The organism is Acinetobacter sp. ANC 4470, from assembly GCF_002135335.1.
GTDB lineage: Bacteria > Pseudomonadota > Gammaproteobacteria > Pseudomonadales > Moraxellaceae > Acinetobacter.
This window is the reverse complement of the sequence record NZ_NEGC01000003.1, coordinates 325,588-344,303: the sequence shown is the minus strand read 5'-3', so window position 1 is coordinate 344,303 and position 18,716 is coordinate 325,588. Positions and strand designations below refer to the sequence as shown.

Annotated in this window: 15 protein-coding genes; 4 read left to right on the top strand and 11 right to left on the bottom strand. The window is 40.3% G+C overall.

The features are described from left to right. Positions 1–41: 41 nt before the first annotated feature. From B9T25_RS06775 to B9T25_RS06765, 3 genes are all read right to left on the bottom strand, one after another. Complete coding sequence (locus B9T25_RS06775; protein WP_086187689.1) at positions 42–1,037, bottom strand: 5'-nucleotidase; 996 nt, start codon at positions 1,035–1,037, stop codon at positions 42–44. A gap of 12 nt (positions 1,038–1,049) precedes the next feature. After that, positions 1,050–1,859: a hypothetical protein gene (locus B9T25_RS06770; protein WP_086187688.1), complete on the bottom strand. Its 810-nt coding sequence runs from the start codon at positions 1,857–1,859 to the stop codon at positions 1,050–1,052. A gap of 64 nt (positions 1,860–1,923) precedes the next feature. Beyond that, the gene (locus tag B9T25_RS06765; RefSeq protein ID WP_086187687.1) at positions 1,924–4,818 is read right to left on the bottom strand and encodes a valine--tRNA ligase; all 2,895 of its coding nucleotides are present in this window, start codon (positions 4,816–4,818) and stop codon (positions 1,924–1,926) included. 186 nt (positions 4,819–5,004) lie between these two features. On the opposite strand from B9T25_RS06765, the gene B9T25_RS06760 reads away from it, so the two are divergent. The 3 genes from B9T25_RS06760 to B9T25_RS06750 are packed head-to-tail and all read left to right on the top strand — an operon-like array spanning position 5,005 to position 7,220. Further along, positions 5,005–5,685, top strand: a complete 681-nt coding sequence (locus tag B9T25_RS06760) for a hypothetical protein (protein ID WP_086187739.1) — start codon at positions 5,005–5,007, stop codon at positions 5,683–5,685. 24 nt (positions 5,686–5,709) lie between these two features. Beyond that, positions 5,710–6,516, top strand: coding sequence for an SDR family oxidoreductase (locus B9T25_RS06755; protein ID WP_086187686.1), 807 nt, complete (start codon positions 5,710–5,712; stop codon positions 6,514–6,516). Continuing rightward, a complete protein-coding gene (locus B9T25_RS06750) occupies positions 6,513–7,220 on the top strand; it encodes an adenine nucleotide alpha hydrolase (protein WP_171262744.1) in 708 nt (235 codons plus the stop codon). Before B9T25_RS06755 ends, B9T25_RS06750 begins: the two co-directional genes overlap by 4 nt. A gap of 63 nt (positions 7,221–7,283) precedes the next feature. On the opposite strand, the gene B9T25_RS06745 is transcribed toward B9T25_RS06750, so the two are convergent. The 8 genes from B9T25_RS06745 to sdsA form a co-directional block, all read right to left on the bottom strand. Then, a complete protein-coding gene (locus tag B9T25_RS06745) occupies positions 7,284–7,724 on the bottom strand; it encodes a YbjQ family protein (RefSeq protein ID WP_086187684.1) in 441 nt (146 codons plus the stop codon). A gap of 8 nt (positions 7,725–7,732) precedes the next feature. After that, entirely contained in the window at positions 7,733–8,083 is a 351-nt protein-coding gene (locus B9T25_RS06740; RefSeq protein WP_086187683.1) for a YbjQ family protein, read from the bottom strand. A gap of 104 nt (positions 8,084–8,187) precedes the next feature. Continuing rightward, positions 8,188–9,648 carry a multidrug efflux RND transporter AdeIJK outer membrane channel subunit AdeK gene (gene adeK / locus B9T25_RS06735; protein ID WP_086187682.1) on the bottom strand — a complete coding sequence of 487 codons (1,461 nt, stop codon included), beginning with the start codon at positions 9,646–9,648 and terminating at the stop codon, positions 8,188–8,190. Then, positions 9,648–12,830 carry an efflux RND transporter permease subunit gene (locus B9T25_RS06730; RefSeq protein ID WP_086187681.1) on the bottom strand — a complete coding sequence of 1,061 codons (3,183 nt, stop codon included), beginning with the start codon at positions 12,828–12,830 and terminating at the stop codon, positions 9,648–9,650. The genes adeK and B9T25_RS06730 overlap by 1 nt, the downstream gene beginning before the upstream one ends. A 12-nt stretch (positions 12,831–12,842) precedes the next feature. Then, positions 12,843–14,105 (bottom strand): efflux RND transporter periplasmic adaptor subunit, encoded by a 1,263-nt coding sequence (locus B9T25_RS06725; RefSeq protein ID WP_086187680.1) that lies wholly within the window; start codon positions 14,103–14,105, stop codon positions 12,843–12,845. Positions 14,106–14,130: 25 nt separating this feature from the next. After that, positions 14,131–14,742, bottom strand: coding sequence for a phosphatase PAP2 family protein (locus tag B9T25_RS06720; RefSeq protein ID WP_086187679.1), 612 nt, complete (start codon positions 14,740–14,742; stop codon positions 14,131–14,133). 144 nt (positions 14,743–14,886) lie between these two features. Then, positions 14,887–16,941: a site-specific recombinase gene (locus tag B9T25_RS06715; RefSeq protein WP_086187678.1), complete on the bottom strand. Its 2,055-nt coding sequence runs from the start codon at positions 16,939–16,941 to the stop codon at positions 14,887–14,889. Between the two features lie 34 nt (positions 16,942–16,975). Continuing rightward, a complete protein-coding gene (gene sdsA, locus B9T25_RS06710; RefSeq protein ID WP_086187677.1) occupies positions 16,976–17,953 on the bottom strand; it encodes an All-trans-nonaprenyl-diphosphate synthase in 978 nt (325 codons plus the stop codon). A gap of 440 nt (positions 17,954–18,393) precedes the next feature. Between sdsA and rplU the strand changes: the two genes are divergently transcribed. Further along, positions 18,394–18,705: a 50S ribosomal protein L21 gene (gene rplU / locus B9T25_RS06705; protein WP_086187676.1), complete on the top strand. Its 312-nt coding sequence runs from the start codon at positions 18,394–18,396 to the stop codon at positions 18,703–18,705. The last annotated feature ends 11 nt before the right edge of the window (positions 18,706–18,716 follow it).

Sequence of the window (18,716 nt, the reverse complement as noted above, 5' to 3'; positions counted from 1 at the left end):
TTCTCCCTATAGGAGAAGGTTGGGATGAGTATTTATGAAAGTTAAATATTTTCAATGGTTTGCTCGTTCGAACTTTGGGGAACAGTAGTTTCTTTGCTTTCAATCTTTTTATTGGCTATCCCAAAAGGAATATGTACAGAAGCTATGCTATTTGCTGTTTTCTCTACATGGGTTGCTTGGTCATCGAAGAAAATATGTGGTCTTAGGATTTCTAAAACTTTCCTTTTTTCTATACCTCCCAAGAAAAATGCTTCATTAATAGTATCTATCCCCCAAGCACGTAAACTTGTAATTACACGCTTATGAGCAGGTGCATTACGTGCCGTCACAATGGAAATTCTTAAACGGCTTTCATATGTAGGATTATCTTCCAAATATTTTAATTCTGCTTTTTGAAGCGTAGATAATTGTTGCAGCAATTTATGTAAAGGCCCTGTATTTGCAGGTTGGTCAGCAAGTTTGGATTCATTTTCAATAAATGCTTTTAGGTCTTTTTCTTTATATATTTTTTCAGAGGAGTCATCTGCAATGACTCCATCAAAGTCAAATGCAATACGTAACTCCTCATTATGTTCAATATCAAAAATATTACCTTTTAGAATTAAGCCAGCAGGGTATCCTGCTGTAATAGCTTGATTTACGTCAGCTTCATTGGCTGATAAAAATAAACTAATATTTAGAGCATTAATATATTTATGAGGTGTTCTACCTTGTAAAAAGATAGCACGCTTTATATTTAAGTTATGATGTTCAATAGAATTCATAACACGTAGTCCAGTATCAGGATCATTTCGTGATAATAAAATGACTTCTACAAAAGGCTTATCGTGTGGAAAAATGTTATTGAGACTTAAAAGGCGTTGAATGAATGGAAATGCAACGCTAGGCTCTAAGGGCATATTTTCATGTTGTCGTTGGTATTCACGATAAGCAAGTTCGCCTTGGGTTCTAAATACCTTATCAGATTCTTCGAGATTAAATAATGCACTTGAAGCTAAGCCAATAACGAGTTTTTTTTCTAAGTCATACCCACTCATAATTTTTATATCCTATTTATTTAGTAGTTTGATTTCATCAGGATCATCAAATCCATCTTGGCGAATGGGTATAGATTGATTTCTGATATCAATATTTGTAATAGATTTCCCCGGTAATCCATTAATAATTCCTAAATCTTTTAAATACTGATAACTTGTTGTACCCCATTGAGTAGTTGTAAATAATACTATTAACCAAATACAAAGAAGAAATCGGCCAACTTGAATTGGAATTTTACTAACTGATGGTTTTGTCAGAATACGATTACGTGTGAATGTAAATGGATTATAGGTTCGCAAAAATTTATACGGATTGGTAGAGTAATATTTAGACCAAAATAATGAATATTTATTTAGATATTTACTATGCATTTTTTCATATACATCTTTTTGGACTAATTCAGTTTTTTTGTCAAATAATTGATGAAATTCTTTTCCTTGATTTTCATAGAAAAGTTTTAGTCTTTTTTCAGATTTATTTACTTCAATTTCCCAATATTCTTGCCAAAATTTTGCACCTGAAGCTGCTTGCATCTGATAAAAGGAAATACCAATACCAACTAAGCAAATAGTAGTGTGCACTACGGGAACGGTGTTATTCGAGTTAATAATACAGGCGATAAGAACACCTTGAAAAATCATGAAAAAATTATTTCGATGAACTAGCTGAGAGATTTCAAAATTTCTGGTCTCAATGGCAACTTCATATATACGCTTTAAACGTCGTTCTTGTTCATTTAGCTCTTTCGATTGATATGGATTCTGTATAAAAGAGTATGATTCTAATTTTTTACGTAAAATAGCTTGAAGATTGGATATCATGCAAAGATAAAGGACTGAATAATCAGCCCTTTATCTTACAGATTAGATTTTAAATTACAATCACTTAAAGCGCCGAAATCTGATCCATATTCGCTTTAATTTTCACTAACTGGTCAGCAAACTCAGCCAATTTCACTTTTTCACCTTCAACCACAGCAGCAGGTGCTTTCGCCACAAAACCTTCATTTGAAAGTTTGCCTGCAATTTGGTCATGCTGCTTTTGAACTTTATCAAAGTCTTTTTGCAAACGACCCAATTCCGCTTTCGGGTCAATTAAACCTTTCATTGGAACAAATACAGATACATGACCGACCACAGATGAAGAGGACAATGGCGGTTGCTCAGCATCCGTTAAGAAAGTAATGCTTTCCACTTTCGCCAATGCTTTAACCAAGGGTTCAATACGCGCAATCTGTGCTTTTTCAGCATCGGTGGTATTTTGTAGCAATACAGGCAATAAACGTGCATTACCTAAGCCCATTTCACCACGAATATTACGCACTGCACCAATCAAACCTTGAAGCCATTGCATGTCTGCTTCAGCTTGATCATTGATTTTCGCTGGGTCAGCAACAGGGTAGGCCGCAGTCATAATGGTTTCGCCACCCAAACCAATCATTGGCGCAAGGGTTTGCCAAATTTCTTCGGTCAAGTACGGCATAATTGGGTGCGCAAGACGTAACGATGCTTCCATTACCGCAAGCAATACACGACGAACTTCAGCTTTACGTTCTTCAGCAACATTTTCATCATTTAGAACAGGCTTAGTCAGCTCTACATACCAGTCACAGTATTCATTCCAAATGAATTCGTAAATCGCTTGCGCAGCCAAGTCTAAACGATAAGTCGCAAAGGCTTGTTGAACAGCAAGTTCCGCTTTTTGTAGACGGCTGATGATCCATTGTTCAGGTAATTCCCATAGATCAGGGCGGGCAGTTTGACCAACCGTTTGACCTTCAACATTCATCAGAACGAAACGTGTACCGTTCCAGATTTTGTTACAGAAGTTACGGTAGCCTTCAACACGTTTCATGTCGAATTTAATGTCACGACCCGTATTGGCAAGTGCACAGAAAGTGAAACGAACGGCATCTGTACCGTAAGCTTGAATGCCTTCAGGGAATTCTTTACGCGTTGATTTTTCAATCTTCGCGGCTTGTTTCGGGTTCATGAGTCCTGTGGTACGTTTTTGTACCAAAGTTTCAAGGTCTACACCGTCAATCAAATCTAATGGATCAAGCACGTTGCCTTTAGATTTAGACATTTTCTGACCTTCACCATCACGTACCAAACCATGTACATACACAGTTTTAAACGGAACTTGTGGCGTGCCGTCTTCATTTTTCATGAAGTGCATGGTCATCATGATCATGCGGGCAACCCAGAAGAAGATGATGTCAAAACCTGTCACCAATACATCTGTTGGGTGGAAGGTATTGAGGAAATAGTTTTCCGCATCTTTCTTCGCGTCGCCAGTCCAGCCGAGTGTTGAGAATGTCCACAAACCTGATGAGAACCACGTATCTAAAACATCTTCGTCTTGAGTCAATTGAACATCAGCAGCAATGCCATTTTCTTCGCGGACTTCAGCTTCATTACGACCGACATAAACGTTGCCGTCGTTATCGTACCAAGCTGGAATACGATGACCCCACCACAATTGACGTGAAATACACCAGTCTTGAATGTTGTTCATCCAAGACATATACATGTTGCTGTATTGCTCAGGTACAAATTTAATGTCGCCATCTTTAACGGCTTGAATTGCAGGCTCAGCCAAGGGTGCAATTTTGACATACCATTGATCGGTCAATAACGGTTCAACAATCACGCCTGAACGGTCACCGCGAGGTGGCTTCAAGGTGTACGGTTGAATTTGCTCTAACCAACCTTCTGATTCTGCTTGTTCAACTAATTTTTTACGTGCAGCAAAACGCTCTAAACCAATATAGTCCGCAGGGGCAGCAATGGTTTTTGAAATCTGTTCGCCCGCTTTGGCAATAAATTCAAACTCGGCCAAAATTTCAGCATTTTTATTGAAAATGTTGATAATTGGCAATTCGCAGCGTTTACCCACTTCATAGTCATTGAAGTCATGTGCAGGGGTGATTTTGACACAGCCTGTACCGAATTCTTTATCGACATATTCATCTTTAACAATCGCAACAGTACGACCTGTGATTGGTAAGATAATGTTTTTGCCGACTAAGTCTGCATAACGCTCATCATCTAACGCAACTGCAACGGCTGTATCACCCAGTAAGGTTTCGGGACGTGTGGTTGCCACCACGATGTAATCTTTATCATCGTGTGTACGTAGTGATTTATCTTCAAAGAAATATTTAAAGTGCCAAAGTGAACCTTGTTCTTCTTTATCACTCTCGACTTCTAGGTCAGATAGGGCAGTTTGTAGTTTTGGATCCCAGTTGACCAAACGTTTACCACGGTAAATTAAACCGTCTTTGTGCAAACGAACGAAGACTTCTTTCACTGCATTAGATAATCCATCATCCATGGTGAAACGTTCACGCGACCAGTCGACAGATGAACCCAAACGACGAATCTGGTTGGTAATGTTATTACCCGATTGTTCTTTCCATTCCCAGATTTTGTCGATGAACTTTTCACGGCCAAGGTCATGACGGCTAATGTCTTGCGCAGCCAATTGGCGTTCAACCACCATTTGCGTTGCAATACCTGCGTGGTCAGTTCCTGGTTGCCATAAGGTATTTTTACCGGACATACGGTTGTAGCGCGTCAAGGCATCCATAATGGCATTGTTAAAACCATGACCCATGTGCAAGCTACCAGTGACGTTTGGCGGCGGAATCATGATACAGAATGAATCACCTTTTTGAGACGGCTTAAAGTAGCCATTGTCTTCCCAAGTCTTGTACCATTTTTTTTCGATCTCGGTTGGATCGTAGGTCGTAGCAATATTTTGCGCAGAATCAGTCATAGTAAAAACAGATCGAAAGTGAATAAAAAATTGGCTCTATTGTAGCAAAAAAAAACATAGATTAGGCATGTTAAGCAAATGCAAAAAATAAGCGATTGATACAGACTAAATAGGTATCTTATGATGAGCACTCAATAAGAACAGCACACATGGTCGCAGAATAATTCTAACAAGGAGGTCATTATGATGAATTATGTAATTTCTTTAAAATTAACACCAAAAACCCACCAACGCTTTCAACAGATTCATCAGCAATTGAATGACGGTGAAACTGAAAGTTTAGCCAAGCCTTTAGGTGAGGTGTTAGCAGATATTTCTTGTGAGGTTATCGATCAAGTTTTTGGTGAGGTTGCGCGGTTATCACAATCTGGAGACCATGAATCAGAAAAAGTGATTCAGCAAATTTTAGAGATGGTACGCAAATATATGCCTTGGTCGGTTTCATTCTTTGGTAATGAACGTCTCATGCCGATGGTGAACTATTTAGAAAATATGACACATGAAAAAGAGGGTCAACATTATCTTTCTTATCCTGTCGATCACCTTTTAGTGGTGGAACTTTTGGAGTGTATTGAGCAAATGAAACAGGGAAATATTCACTATGTTTCACCCGCTTTAAAAGCTTTTATCCAAATGGTAGATCAGGGCGTAACAAGTTTGGTGCGTGAGCCTAAAAAAATGTTGAAATTCAATTTGGTGGTTGATAAAACATTAAATGGGGTGATCGGTTTGACCACGCAAATGGGTTATAAGCGTTTAGAAAAATTGGGTACGCAGTATGATGCGCAAATAACACCGCGTTATTTTGATCATTTTTTGATGTTTTTGAATCATGAACCAAAAAGTAACTTATCCACCAATGCATAATTACGTAAAAACAGGAAAAGCAGCATGGCGAAGCAGGGCAGTTTAGACAATAAAGTGGTATGGATTACTGGTGCATCTTCAGGTTTAGGTAAAGCCCTTGCACAAGAGTGCGCTTTACAAGGCGCACAGATTATTCTGACTGCACGTCGTATAGATGAGTTGGAAAGTGTCCGCCAAAGTTTAGTTCATCCAGAGCGACATATTTGTCTCAGCGCGGATATTACCAATGAGGCACAAGTTCGCCATGCTTATGAGCAAGTCCTTGAAAAAAAGGGTCGTATTGATTGGCTGATTAATAATGCAGGCTTAAGCCAGCGTGCCTTAATTGCCGATACCAGCATGCAAACTGAACGTGCCATTATGGAGGTGGATTACTTTTCGCAAGTCTTTCTGACCAAAACGGTGTTACCGACATTTTTAAAGCAAAAATCGGGTCGAATCGTATTTGTTTCCAGTGTGGCTGGTTTGTTAGGCACGCAATATCGCGCCTCCTATTCCGCAGCCAAAGCCGCGATTCATATGTGGGCGAATAGTTTACGTGCTGAAGTGGCAGATGAAGGTGTTGGGGTTTCGGTTATTTTCCCCGGTTTTGTGAAAACCAATGTGTCGTTTAATGCTTTAAATGGGGAAGGCAAAGCTCAAGGGCATCAAGATGAAGCGATTGAAAATGGTTTAGAGCCAGAAGCCTTTGCAAAAATAGTGGTGACTGCTTTATTGAAGGATGAAGAATATATTGTGGTTGGCGGGAAAAAAGAACAATTGGGTGTGTGGGTATCTCGCTTATCTCCACGCTTATTGTATAAAATGATTCGTAAAGCCAAAGTGAAATAAGTGTGAATACTCGTAAAAAAGCTGTATTTAACTGGAGTGGTGGTAAAGATTCAGCTTTAGCACTCTATAAAGTTTTACAGCAAAATCAATTTGATGTTGTTGCATTATTAACAACAGTGAATGCAGAAACAGAACTGTCTTCAATGCACGCCATTCCTCATTCATTGTTGCTGAAGCAAGCCGAAAGTATCGGTATTCCGCTCTATCCAGTTTTCTTGCCTAAAAATCTTCAGATCTATGAACAAAGAATGATGGATGCAGCAAATCATTTTAAAGCGCAGGGTGTAGAGCACTTTATTTTTGGTGATATTTATTTAAGCGATGTGCGTAGATATCGTGAAGATCGTTTGCATCCCTTGGGAATAGAAGTGGTTGAACCTTTGTGGAATCAAAACTCGAATGAAGTGATGCAAGATTTCTTAGCGTCAGGCATCAAAACCAAAATTATTGTGACCGATGCTAGTAAGCTGGATGATAGTTTTATCGGACAAGATATTAGCTCAACACTCATTGACTTAATGCCAACCGAAGTCGATGTTTGTGGTGAAAATGGTGAGTATCACACCTTTGCTTATGCAGGTGGTTTATTCAAAACTCCTGTTGATTTTAATATTATTGAAACGCGCAAAATGTGTTATGAGTTCAAGTTAGACAATGCTGAAGAAAAAACTTATCACTACTGGCAAGCGATATTTGCAGAATAGGGATTTTGCAGAATAGAAATGATGTCCTGTCACAATGAAGCTGATCAGGACATTCATTTTTTTCTAATGATGGTTGATGATTGCCGTGCCATAAGCAAATACTTCAACCATTCCGCCTTGCATCCCCAGTTCAGTTGTATTGAGACGAACGCCCATAATATGATTCGCACCCATCGCATGTGCTTGTTGTTTTAAGCGAATTATTGCTTCACGCCGCGCACGTTCAACCACACTTTCATAACTGGTTAAACGACCACCGAAAAAATTCTGAATATTGGCAATCACATATTTAAAGTAGTCATGGGAAATGACCACATTACTACTGATTAATTGACCTTTTGCGGAGGTCTCCACAAAGCGGTGGGTATCAATGCGAATATGCGCAAGTTGCTTTTCTTTTTCATCCAGTTCACGCAGGTGTTTTTGTTCGATATGACGACCAAAACCCCAACCCACTGAAAATAGAATCAGAAAAAGAATAATCTGAAAAATTAATCCATCCATAAAATAGCCTATGCGCCAAATGGATCAGGAAGTTTAGGTGTGGCAGGCTGAACGATCACAGCAGTCCCATAAACAAACAGTTCAGATGCACCTTGAGCAATATTTGAAGTAGAGAATCGAATACCGACAATGGCATTGGCACCCATCGACTGCGCTTTATCAATCATACGGCTCATGGCTTCTTGGCGTGATTCTTCTAAGAGTTCGGTATAGGCGGTTAGTTCACCTCCAACAATATTTTTGAGTCCTGCTAGAAAATCACGGCCAACGTGTTTACTGCGAACAGTGCTGCCATAAACCACATCAATTTGACGGCTAATGGTGTGACCGGGAACAGATTCTAAATTACTTAAAAGCATTTTCTGATATTCAAATTAATACGTTGTAATCAAGATAGGAAATCAGGCTTTAAAAAGCAATAAAAAAGCCTGCATGGCGCAGGCTTTTTTAATATTGCTTAGAATTATTGAGCGTTGTTTGTTGCTTTACGCTCAGCCGTAGATGGCTGTTTTTGAATTGCATCACCGGTATTGGCTTTAACACCACCACCAAGTGTTTTATACACTTCAACTTGATTGTTCATGTTGGCTTGTTCAAGCAACAATAAACCTTGTTCCGCTGCATAAGAGGTGCGCTGTGCATCTAATACGGTTAAGTAACTATCAATACCTGCACGGAAGCGAGCATTTGAAAGTTTATACGTGGTATTGGTTGCCTCAACTAAACGACGTTGCGCAGCTAAACGATCACCAATGTTTTGACGCACGGCCAAAGCATCATTCACTTCGCGGAAAGCGGACTGAATTGATTTTTCATAGTCAGATAACGCAATTTGTTGATCTGTTTCTGAAATTTTGATGTTGGCTTTACGCGTACCCCAATCGAAAATTGGAATATCCAGACTTGGACCCATAGACCAAATAAATGCACCTGATTTAAACAAGTCACTTAAGTCAGTAGACGCATAGCCAGCAGAACCCGTCAAACTAATGGTTGGGAACATACGTGCTTTAGCCGCGCCAATATTGGCACCTGCTGCAGACAGTTTATATTCAGCAGCACGGATATCAGGACGGTGATTCAGCAAGTCACTTGGTAAGCCAGCGCCAATCGCATTGCTTTTACTCACACGTGTTACACGTTGAGTCGGTAACAAGTTGGCAGGAACTTGCTGACCTACAAGTAGGTTCAGCAAGTTCTTGGCTTGAGCAATTTGAGTTTTATAATTTGCAACATCATTACGTGCAGTTTCTACAGAAATCTGTGCCTGACGAACAGGAACTTCACTGTCAATACCCACATCGAAACGTTTTTTGTTGAGATTATAAGATTCAAGTTGAGCTTTTAGCGTTTGGTCAGCCAGTTTTAAATTTGCATTGGCAAACGAGTAGTTCAACCATGCTTGAGCCACTTGACCAACAAGTGCAATTTGAGTGGCATCACGTGCACTTGACGTTGCTAAATATGAGTCTAAAGCATTGTCTTTTAAACTTCGAACACGACCCCAAAAATCCAACTCATACGCCGTCACACCTAAGCCGACATTGTAGCTAGTGATAGGCTTTTGGCTGCTTAAAGTGTCTTGACGAAGTACGCCACCACTTGCACCAATGGTTGGAAGTTGGTTGTTTTCAGTAATTTGGTACTGTTGTTGCGCACGTTGAATATTCAACGTCGAAGTACGCAAATCACGGTTATTGGCTAATGCCAAATCAAGCACCTGTAATAGGCGTTGATCGGCAAAAAAGTCTTTATAACCTTGCTCAGCAATTGAAGGACCAGAGGTATTGGTTAAATAACCTTGTTCTGGAATATTTGCTTGAGCTACGGGCTCTGGGCCACGCATGCTTTGACATGCTGTCAAAGCAAGCGCAAGTGCAGATACCGCAATGCTACGACCTGAAATAGACCATACTTTTTGCATCACGATGCTTGCTCCTGATTATTTGGTTTTTTAGGTTTGTATTTAAAGATACTTCGAATCCATACATAGAAGACTGGAATAAAGAAGATACCCAATAAAGTAGAACTGATAACACCACCCAATACGCCATAACCCACAGAGTGTTGGCTACCTGCGCCCGCACCTGAAGAAAGTGCAAGTGGAAGTACACCAAAACCAAAGGCTAAAGTGGTCATAAGGATTGGACGTAAACGCATTTTTGCTGCATGCAGCGTTGCTTCAAGTAAAGGCTCACCTTTATCTTCTTGCAGTTCTTTGGCAAATTCTACAATCAAGATCGCATTTTTTGCAGCCAAACCAATGACGGCAATAATGGCAACTTGGAAGTAAATATTATTGGTTAAGTTTGGATCTTTAAGTAGAACCATGCCTAAATACGTTAAACCAATCGCACCGACAATACCTAAAGGAATGACTAGCATTACTGAGAACGGAATAGACCAGCTTTCATAAAGGGCAGCAAGACATAAGAACACGATTAACATCGATAACGCATAAAGCCCGGCAGTTTGCGAACCAGCTTCACGTTCTTCTAAAGATAATCCTGTCCATTCATAATCGAAACCAGTCATTCCCATAGATGGAAGTTTAGCCATGATTTCTTCCATTGCGAGCATCGCATCACCTGAGCTGACACCCGGTGCAGGCGTACCTTGAATGTTCACCGATGAAATACCGTTATAACGTTCAAGACGTGGTGAACCATAGGTCCATTCACCTGTTGCAAAGGCAGAGAAGGGAACCATTTGCCCAGTAGTGTTACGTACATACCACTTGTTCAAGTCTTCAGGCATCATACGTGCATCAGGAACAGCCTGTACATACACTTTCTTCACACGACCACGGTCAATGAAGTCATTGATGTACGAACCACCCCAAGCAATACTCATGGTGCTGTTGATTTCAGAAATGCTTACGCCCATAGCGCTGGCTTTTTCATTATCAACATAAATTTTATACTGTGGCGTATCTTCTTGACCATTTGGACGGACACCGGCAAGACGTTTATCTTGAGCCGCCATACCTAAGATCATGTTACGAGCAGTTACCAGTTTTTCATGACCATTACCCGCAGCATCTTTCAGCATAAAGTTAAAGCCAGCAGAAACACCCAGTTCTGGCATTGCAGGAAGCTGTAAAGGCATCACGTAAGATGCATCTTTAGCAATCACATTGAGTGCCATGCCGCGTTGGATAATTGCACCAATTTCAGATTCAGGGGTGGTACGTTCACTCCAGTCTTTTAACTGAATAAATGCAAGACCCGCATTTTGACCTACACCAGTGAATGAGAAGCCTGCAACACTAAAGATAGATTCAACATTGGCTTTTTCACCTTCCATAAAGAAGCCCGTCATTTGATCAATGACTTTTTCAGTACGGTCAAGGGTCGCATTTGGTGGCAGCTGAACAAGAGTCATGACTACACCCTGATCTTCATCAGGTAAGAATGAACTTGGTAAGTTTTTAAAGAGGAACAACAAACCAACAATCACTACAGCGTAAATTGCACCCGCAATGAACTTGTGGATCAGGAGTTTGCCGACCCATTTCTGGTAGCCTTCAGCCAGACGTTCAAAGCGGTGATTAAACCAACGGAAGAAGCGTGCAAAAATACCGTTACTTTGTTCTTTTTCTTTATCATGCTGCTTCAGCAAAGTTGCACAAAGCGCAGGGGTAAAGGTTAACGCGACAATCAATGAGATAATCATTGCAGTCACTAAGGTGATGGAGAACTGACGATAAATAACACCCGTCGTCCCACTGAAGAATGCCATTGGTACGAATACCGCTGTTAATACAGTGGTAATACCAATTAAGGCACCTGAAATCTGCTGCATCGACTTTTCAGTTGCTTCAACAGGATCGAGATGTTCTTCAGCCATCACCCGTTCAACGTTTTCGACTACAACAATCGCATCATCCACCAGTAGACCAATGGCAAGTACCATGGCAAACATCGTGAGTGTATTAATTGAGAAACCAAATACGTTAATGATGGCAAACGTACCCAACACGACAACAGGAACAGCCATGGTTGGGATAATAGTTGCACGCCAGTTTTGTAAGAACAAGAACATGACAATGAATACAAGAATAATTGCTTCAATTAAAGTATGAACCACACTTTCAATTGAAAGTTTGATAAATGGTGTTGTATCAAACGCTAATTTATCTTCTAAACCACTTGGATAGTTTTTACGTAATTGTACTAAACGCTCTTCAACAGCAGCTGCTGTATCTAAAGCATTGGCACCTGTTGCAAGTTTAATTGCTACACCACCAGCAGGCTTACCATTGAATTTAGAGGTAAACTGATAGTTGTCAGAACCTAATTCAACTTTAGCCACATCGCCTAGCGTAACTTTTGCGCCAGAACCCATACTTTTTAAGAAAATATTTTGGAACTGTTCAGCAGTTTGTAAAAGACTTTGTGCATTAACCGTAGCATTTAGGACTTGACCTGCAACTGCAGGTGCACCGCCTAATTGACCCACTGCAACTTGTGCATTTTGGGCACGTAAGGCAGTTGTTACATCACTTGGAGTAAGTTGAAAACTACTCAGTTTTGCAGGATCTAACCAAATACGCATGGCATAAGAACCGCCAAATACTTGTACTTCACCTACACCGGCTACACGACTGAGTGGTTCAGAAATGTTTGAATTCACATAGTCTTTAATGTCGGCATCTGTGAGTGCGTCATTCGGGGAATAGAATGCCAATACTTGTAAGAAGCTTGCGCCAGATTTCGTTACTTTTACACCCTGACGTTGTACATCTTCAGGAAGGAGTGCCGTCGCGGACTGTAATTTATTTTGTACTTGAACCTGAGCAATATCGGGATCGATACCTTGTTCAAAGTTCAAAGAAATTGACGCTTGACCGTTACCCGCACTATTTGAAGAAATATAGCGTAAACCATCAAGACCGTTCATTTGCTGCTCAATGATCTGCGTGACTGTATTTTCTACAGTTTCAGCAGATGCACCTGGATAAGTTGCAGCGATAGTCACAGTTGGTGGAGCAATGGTTGGATATTGTGCAATTGGCATGCCGCTGAGGGTTAAAACACCCGCCAGCATAATCACCAATGCAATCACCCATGCAAAGATTGGGCGATGAATAAAAAATTGAGCCATTTAGTCTACCCCTTATACAGTTGAAGTAGCTTTTTGTTCAGTTTTAGCTTCTGATTGTGGCGCTTTTTTTGCGTCTGTTGCTGCAGGTTGTGCAGCAGCACCTTGAGGTGCTTTTGCTTGTGGTTGATAAGGTTTAGCAACGACTGTCGCACCTTCTTTCACCTTCGCTACACCATCAACAATCACTTTTTCACCAGCGATTAAGCCGCTTGTTACAATCCAATCTTTACCATGTACACCAGCAGTTTCCACTGGGCGTGTTTCAACAGCACCTTTGGCATTCACGATCATCGCAATCGCTTGACCAGTCGGGGTGCGGGTAATCGCTGCTTGTGGAATCAAGATGGCATTTGGAATCACACCTTGTACAATTTGAGCAGTGGCGTACATACCAGGAAGTAATAAATGATTCGGATTTGGGAATACCGCACGTATCGTAATGGTACCTGTATCTGGATTCACACTTGCATCAGAGAACGCAAGACGACCTTCAACAGGGTAGTAGCTACCATCTTCAAGTTTAAGTTTAACTTTAGTATTGTTGCTACTGTCTAAACGACCTTGACTGAGTTGTTGACGTAAACGCAATAATTCAGAACTTGATTGATTGATATCAACATAAATTGGGTCTAAACGTTGAACAGTTACTAATGGATTTACTTGGCTTGCAGTTACTAATGCACCCACAGTTACCGTTGAACGATTGGTTTGACCTGAAATAGGGGAACGAACCGTTGAATAACCAAGGTTGATTTCTGCATTTTTAACTTCAGCTTGTGTTGCAGCAAGATCCGCTTCAGCTAATTTTACTTGTGCAGTAATATCATCATATTCTTGTTTTGAAATAGCATTGCTGCCAACAAGTTGACGATAACGACCTTCTTTTACGCGTAATACGTTTAAGTTGGCTTGTTGGCGATTCAGTGCAGCACGTGCACTATCAACGCTAGCACGGTTGGTACGTGGGTCAATTTCATACAACGCTTGACCTTCACGAACATAACTACCTTCAGTGAATAGACGTTTTTGAATCACACCACTAGTTTGAGGGCGGACTTCAGAAATTTCAAATGCCGTGGTACGACCTGAAAGTTCTACCGATTGCTCTACGCTTTGTGGTTGAGCAACAATGACACCGACTTCAGCCGGAGGCATTTTTTGGGCAGCAGCAGCTTGCTGTGCATCCTTGGGATCTTTGCTACAACCAACAAGTGCAATACTTGTTGCTAATGCGCAAGCGGTTAGGGCAGGTGCCCATAGCTTTGCAGACATCATTGTTCCACCTCGATTAGATTATTATCTAAAAATTAATTTGTTTTGCTCTACTGAATTTGGCATACAACAGATAAAGTAGTGTGATCCAAATAAAACTTATGCTCCAACCCGCTAAGACATCAGAGGGGAAATGTACACCCAGATAAATTCTTGAGATTCCCATGATCAATAACCATATAAAAGCACAAAACCAAATGAGTCGACGTTTTGGATGTTTTTGACTTAAATAAATTGCAAGACAACCCAAAGCAGCGGCATAAGCACTATGAGCACTGGGAAATGAAGCACCATAGTTTTGAACCAGATGATACATTTCAGGTGGACGAGGTCTTGAAATTATATATTTGAGTAGCCAAACTGTGGCAATACTCCCGATAAGTCCTAAACTAATAAAAATAACATTTCTATATTTTTTATACCAAGTTTGATGTAAACACCAGATGATGGTTAAAAATAACACAAATGGCATGCCACCTAGAGTAGAAAGAGTGATAGATATTGTATTTAAATAAACTGTACGATGCAGACTTAGCCACTCAACTACCGCTAAATCGAAGTGAGTAAGAGAGGGCAGTAAAAGCATTAACACACTAAAAATAAATATAAAAAATTCTACACAAAGCAATAAGTAAGGCATAAATGTAACCTTTTTCTATATTAGTCGGTTGAAGCATAACTAATGAATTTGTAAAGTGTACTCATCAGTACACTTTATTTCAAGTGTGAATTATGTTCATTTCTTTGTACCTACTTTTAAACATTAAGTAAAATAAAAAACAAATTACTTATGACGTGCTTTGGGTGATGGAGAAGATTCATTCACTTCTAATGGTGCCTTCGGTGGCCAAAAAAAGTCACTCGGTCTGGTTAAAAAATGAGTGAGTACAAGTTTAGCCAGAGGTTTCCATTGTTCAAATCGAACCCGTCGTGCACGTAGTGCCACAATAATGGTCAGGGTAAAACTGACAAATAAGTTCGTCAAACCAATCAATAGCACCCCTAAAAATGACACAAAAATTAAGCCAATTTCAGGACTACCATTAATATTGATTAAGCCTTGAATAAAGTTGGCGGAAGCAAAAGCAATATGTCGAATATCAAGGGGAAGACCTAAGATGAAACCAATGGTGCCCATGCTTCCGAGCATAATGCCGAATAAAAAATTCCCTGCCAAAGCACCTAAATTGCGCTCAATATAAGCAGCAAATTTATTGAGGCGTTCTTGCCCTAATATCAGTCTGAGATGCGCATGGGCTTTTAAACGTGGACCAACTTTGCGGTACACGGCCATGTTGTCAAAGTAACCTGCAATTAGCCCCGAAAAAAACAAGCAGACACCAGCAATGGCAGCATGTGGAATGGCTAAGGAGGTAAAAGGGTTGAGTGAATGCAAGGTCTTGGTGGCTTTGGCATGATTCAAGAGCGGTTCATCCATTCCATATTGCCAGAGCAGGGTAATGACTGCCGCAGTGGGAATGGCAATTGAAATATTACCTAAAATCGCAATAAATTGAGTTCGAATAATGTTAATAATCAGTGCTGCAAGTTCAGCAATCTGAGCTGTTTTTGAGCCTTTACGATGCTGTACAGTTGCTGCCAATGCTGCTGCTGTCATCGCAGGTTGCTTGGTCGCAACAGTAAAATGCAAAACGTGAATCAGCATAAAACCAAAGGAATAGTTCATGCTGAAAATAAAAGCTTGCATCATGGGTGCCATGACCATACGTGCCGACAGTATTTTTAGTGTCGCCATGGTCGCGATAATCACCCCTGCACTAGCAGCGGATTTGTACATCGACCAAAAGCCTTGCTTATCTGTACTCACATAATGTTCACCAGTTTTACTGGCATTTTCTGTGACTTGTAAGGCAATCAGTTCGCTGTTGGCCGCCAAGAGGGATCGAACGCTACGCTCACTGTAAATTGCGGTAGTGATATTCACCATCAGCAAGCCTAAAGATTGATAGCGAATTTTATCTTCATCCACGATCAGATTAAGTAGCAGTTCAATTCGGTCTAGACATTGCTCAAGCAAAGAAAGCAGATAGGTTAGGCTAAGGCTGACGCCAATTCTTTTGGTGGCACGGCGAATTTTTAACACCACATCACGACATTGCTCAATCATTACTAAGGCTTGTGCGGCATCGGGTGGCATAATGACTGCCATGGGGTCAGTATTTTGCAGCAGTTTTCTATAATGTTGAATGAATTCTACAATTTCGCGATTTTGCACCAAAAAGGGCGATTCATATTCAGTTAAGTCGGGTTGTGCATTAATGAATTCTGGATACAGCCCAATACCACTAATTCGATAAGATAAAACAGTAATCGCTTTAATTAGCTCATTTTTAATTTTTAATTTTTCTGATTGATTGCTATGTCCTTGATTGAGTAATGCAAAAAACTTTTGCCATTCATCATCAGTAATACTATCCAACCAATACTTATCACTACGTTGATAAAAAACACGGCGAACTAAATCTTGCAGTTGGCTTTCATCATTAATCAGTGGTAGAAAGTGAGCACCTAGGCGTTGTGCGAGCTGATTCCAAAAACCATCGAGTGATAAAATACCTGTATCGGCGTATAGACTGGTTTGTTTGTATTGGCTAATCAGCTTTAAGATAAAGCTTTGTAAGGTCGTCGCGGCATTGGGCGTAATCAGAAGCGCTTGTATCAGTGCTTGAAATTTCTGTTTGATTTCTTCTGTATCAGTGGAGTCCATCGGTCGAATACGATTGACCAATTCAATGCACAGTGAATCAGCAAGAACAGCTTGATGAGACTCAAGCTGTTCTTGCATGGTTAAAAATAGATCATTAAAATTTATATGCATAGGCGAGGGTTAAATCTATTCTTTTTGGAATCCATTATTGGATTCGGTTTAATGCAAGTTGAGTCAGGTTAATCAGTGCTTGACGATATTCGCTCTCTGGTAGCGCATCTAAGGCTTGTAGCGCAGCTTGAGTTTCTTCAGTGGCACGTTGGCGGCAATAATCGAGTGCGCCACAATTTTGCACAATTTCAATCACGCGGTCGAGCTGAGCTGTACCACCTGTTGCAATACTTAAGCGTACGATCTCATGTTCTTGATCTGTAGTTTTCTGTAATGCTGAGATTAAGGGTAAAGTGGGTTTACCTTCCATTAAATCATCACCAATATTTTTGCCTAAGGTTTCAGCATCAGAAGTGTAATCTAGGATGTCATCAATAATTTGGAAGGCATTGCCAAAATGACCGGCAAAGGTTCGCAGTGGTTCACGGTACTCAGGCGTCCCTGCTAAAATAGCTGCACCTTCAGTTGCCAACTCAAATAAACGTGACGTTTTACCGTGAATAATATCGAGGTAAGTCTGTTCTGTGGTTTCAGGTTGATGTTGTGCTTGAAGTTGTAGCACTTCGCCTTCGGCAATTTCACAGGTTCCTGTGGAAAAATCTTTTAATAAGGTCATGTCATTTAAATCGACCAATAAATCGAAAGCACGAGAAATTAAGAAGTCGCCAACCAAAACCGCTGTTTGATTATTCCATGTGGCATTGGCAGTAGGGCGACCACGACGCAAGCTCGACTCATCGACCACATCATCATGTACCAGTGTTGCGGTGTGCAGCATTTCGATAATGGCAGCTAATTTGCGTTGACGTTCTAAATCGGTCGCACCACAGGCTTTTGCTGCCAATAAGCACATAATAGGACGCATGCGTTTACCGCCTGCCTCAACCACGTGTTTACTTACTGCCATGACTAAGGCGACTTTTGAGGTAATCCCTTCATTAATAAATGTGTCCATCGCAGCAAAGTCTGAAGCAACAGGAGCGAGAATATCTTGCTTAAAGTCGATGGCCATATGAAGAGAAACCTCTATAAAATTGAATTGCTTATTATATAGTGTAGCAATTATATCTAGTGATATAGCAAAGATCTTAATATAGATGCTTAAATCATGACTAAGCAAATAATTTTGTCTTAGCGCTCATTCTAACAACTAACCTGAGATATGTGACTTGGCTGGCAGTTCATAGTCTATTCTATATAGTAGCGAATTGATTTTAAAAATCTATTTCATTTTATAAAATCTAAGCTTTAGATGTCACAGTCATTTCTTTTTAGAGATTTAATCGTTTATAAAATAAACATTGCTGAGGCGCAAAAAAACACTAAAATGGCTTGTCGTTTGATTTATTATCACTTAATATGTTTGCCCTTAGATATCCCCCAGTGGCGCTCGTATTAAGATCGATATATTCCTTTATCGACACGACGACACGGGCATGTTTGGAGTACATTATGTACGCAGTAATCCAAAGCGGTGGTAAACAACACCGTGTTGTTGAGGGTGAAACCCTTAAAGTAGAATTATTGAAAGCTGAAACGGGTGCAACTATTACGTTTGATGACGTATTAATGGTTGTAAACGGCGAAAGCATTCAAATTGGTGCTCCAGTTGTTGCTGGCGCTACAGTAACTGCTGAAGTAGTTAGCCACGGTCGTCACGACAAAATTCGTATTGTTAAAATGCGTCGTCGTAAACATTACCGTAAACAACAAGGTCACCGTCAATGGTTTACCGAGTTGAAAATTACTGCTATTTCAGGCTAATTACGAGGATT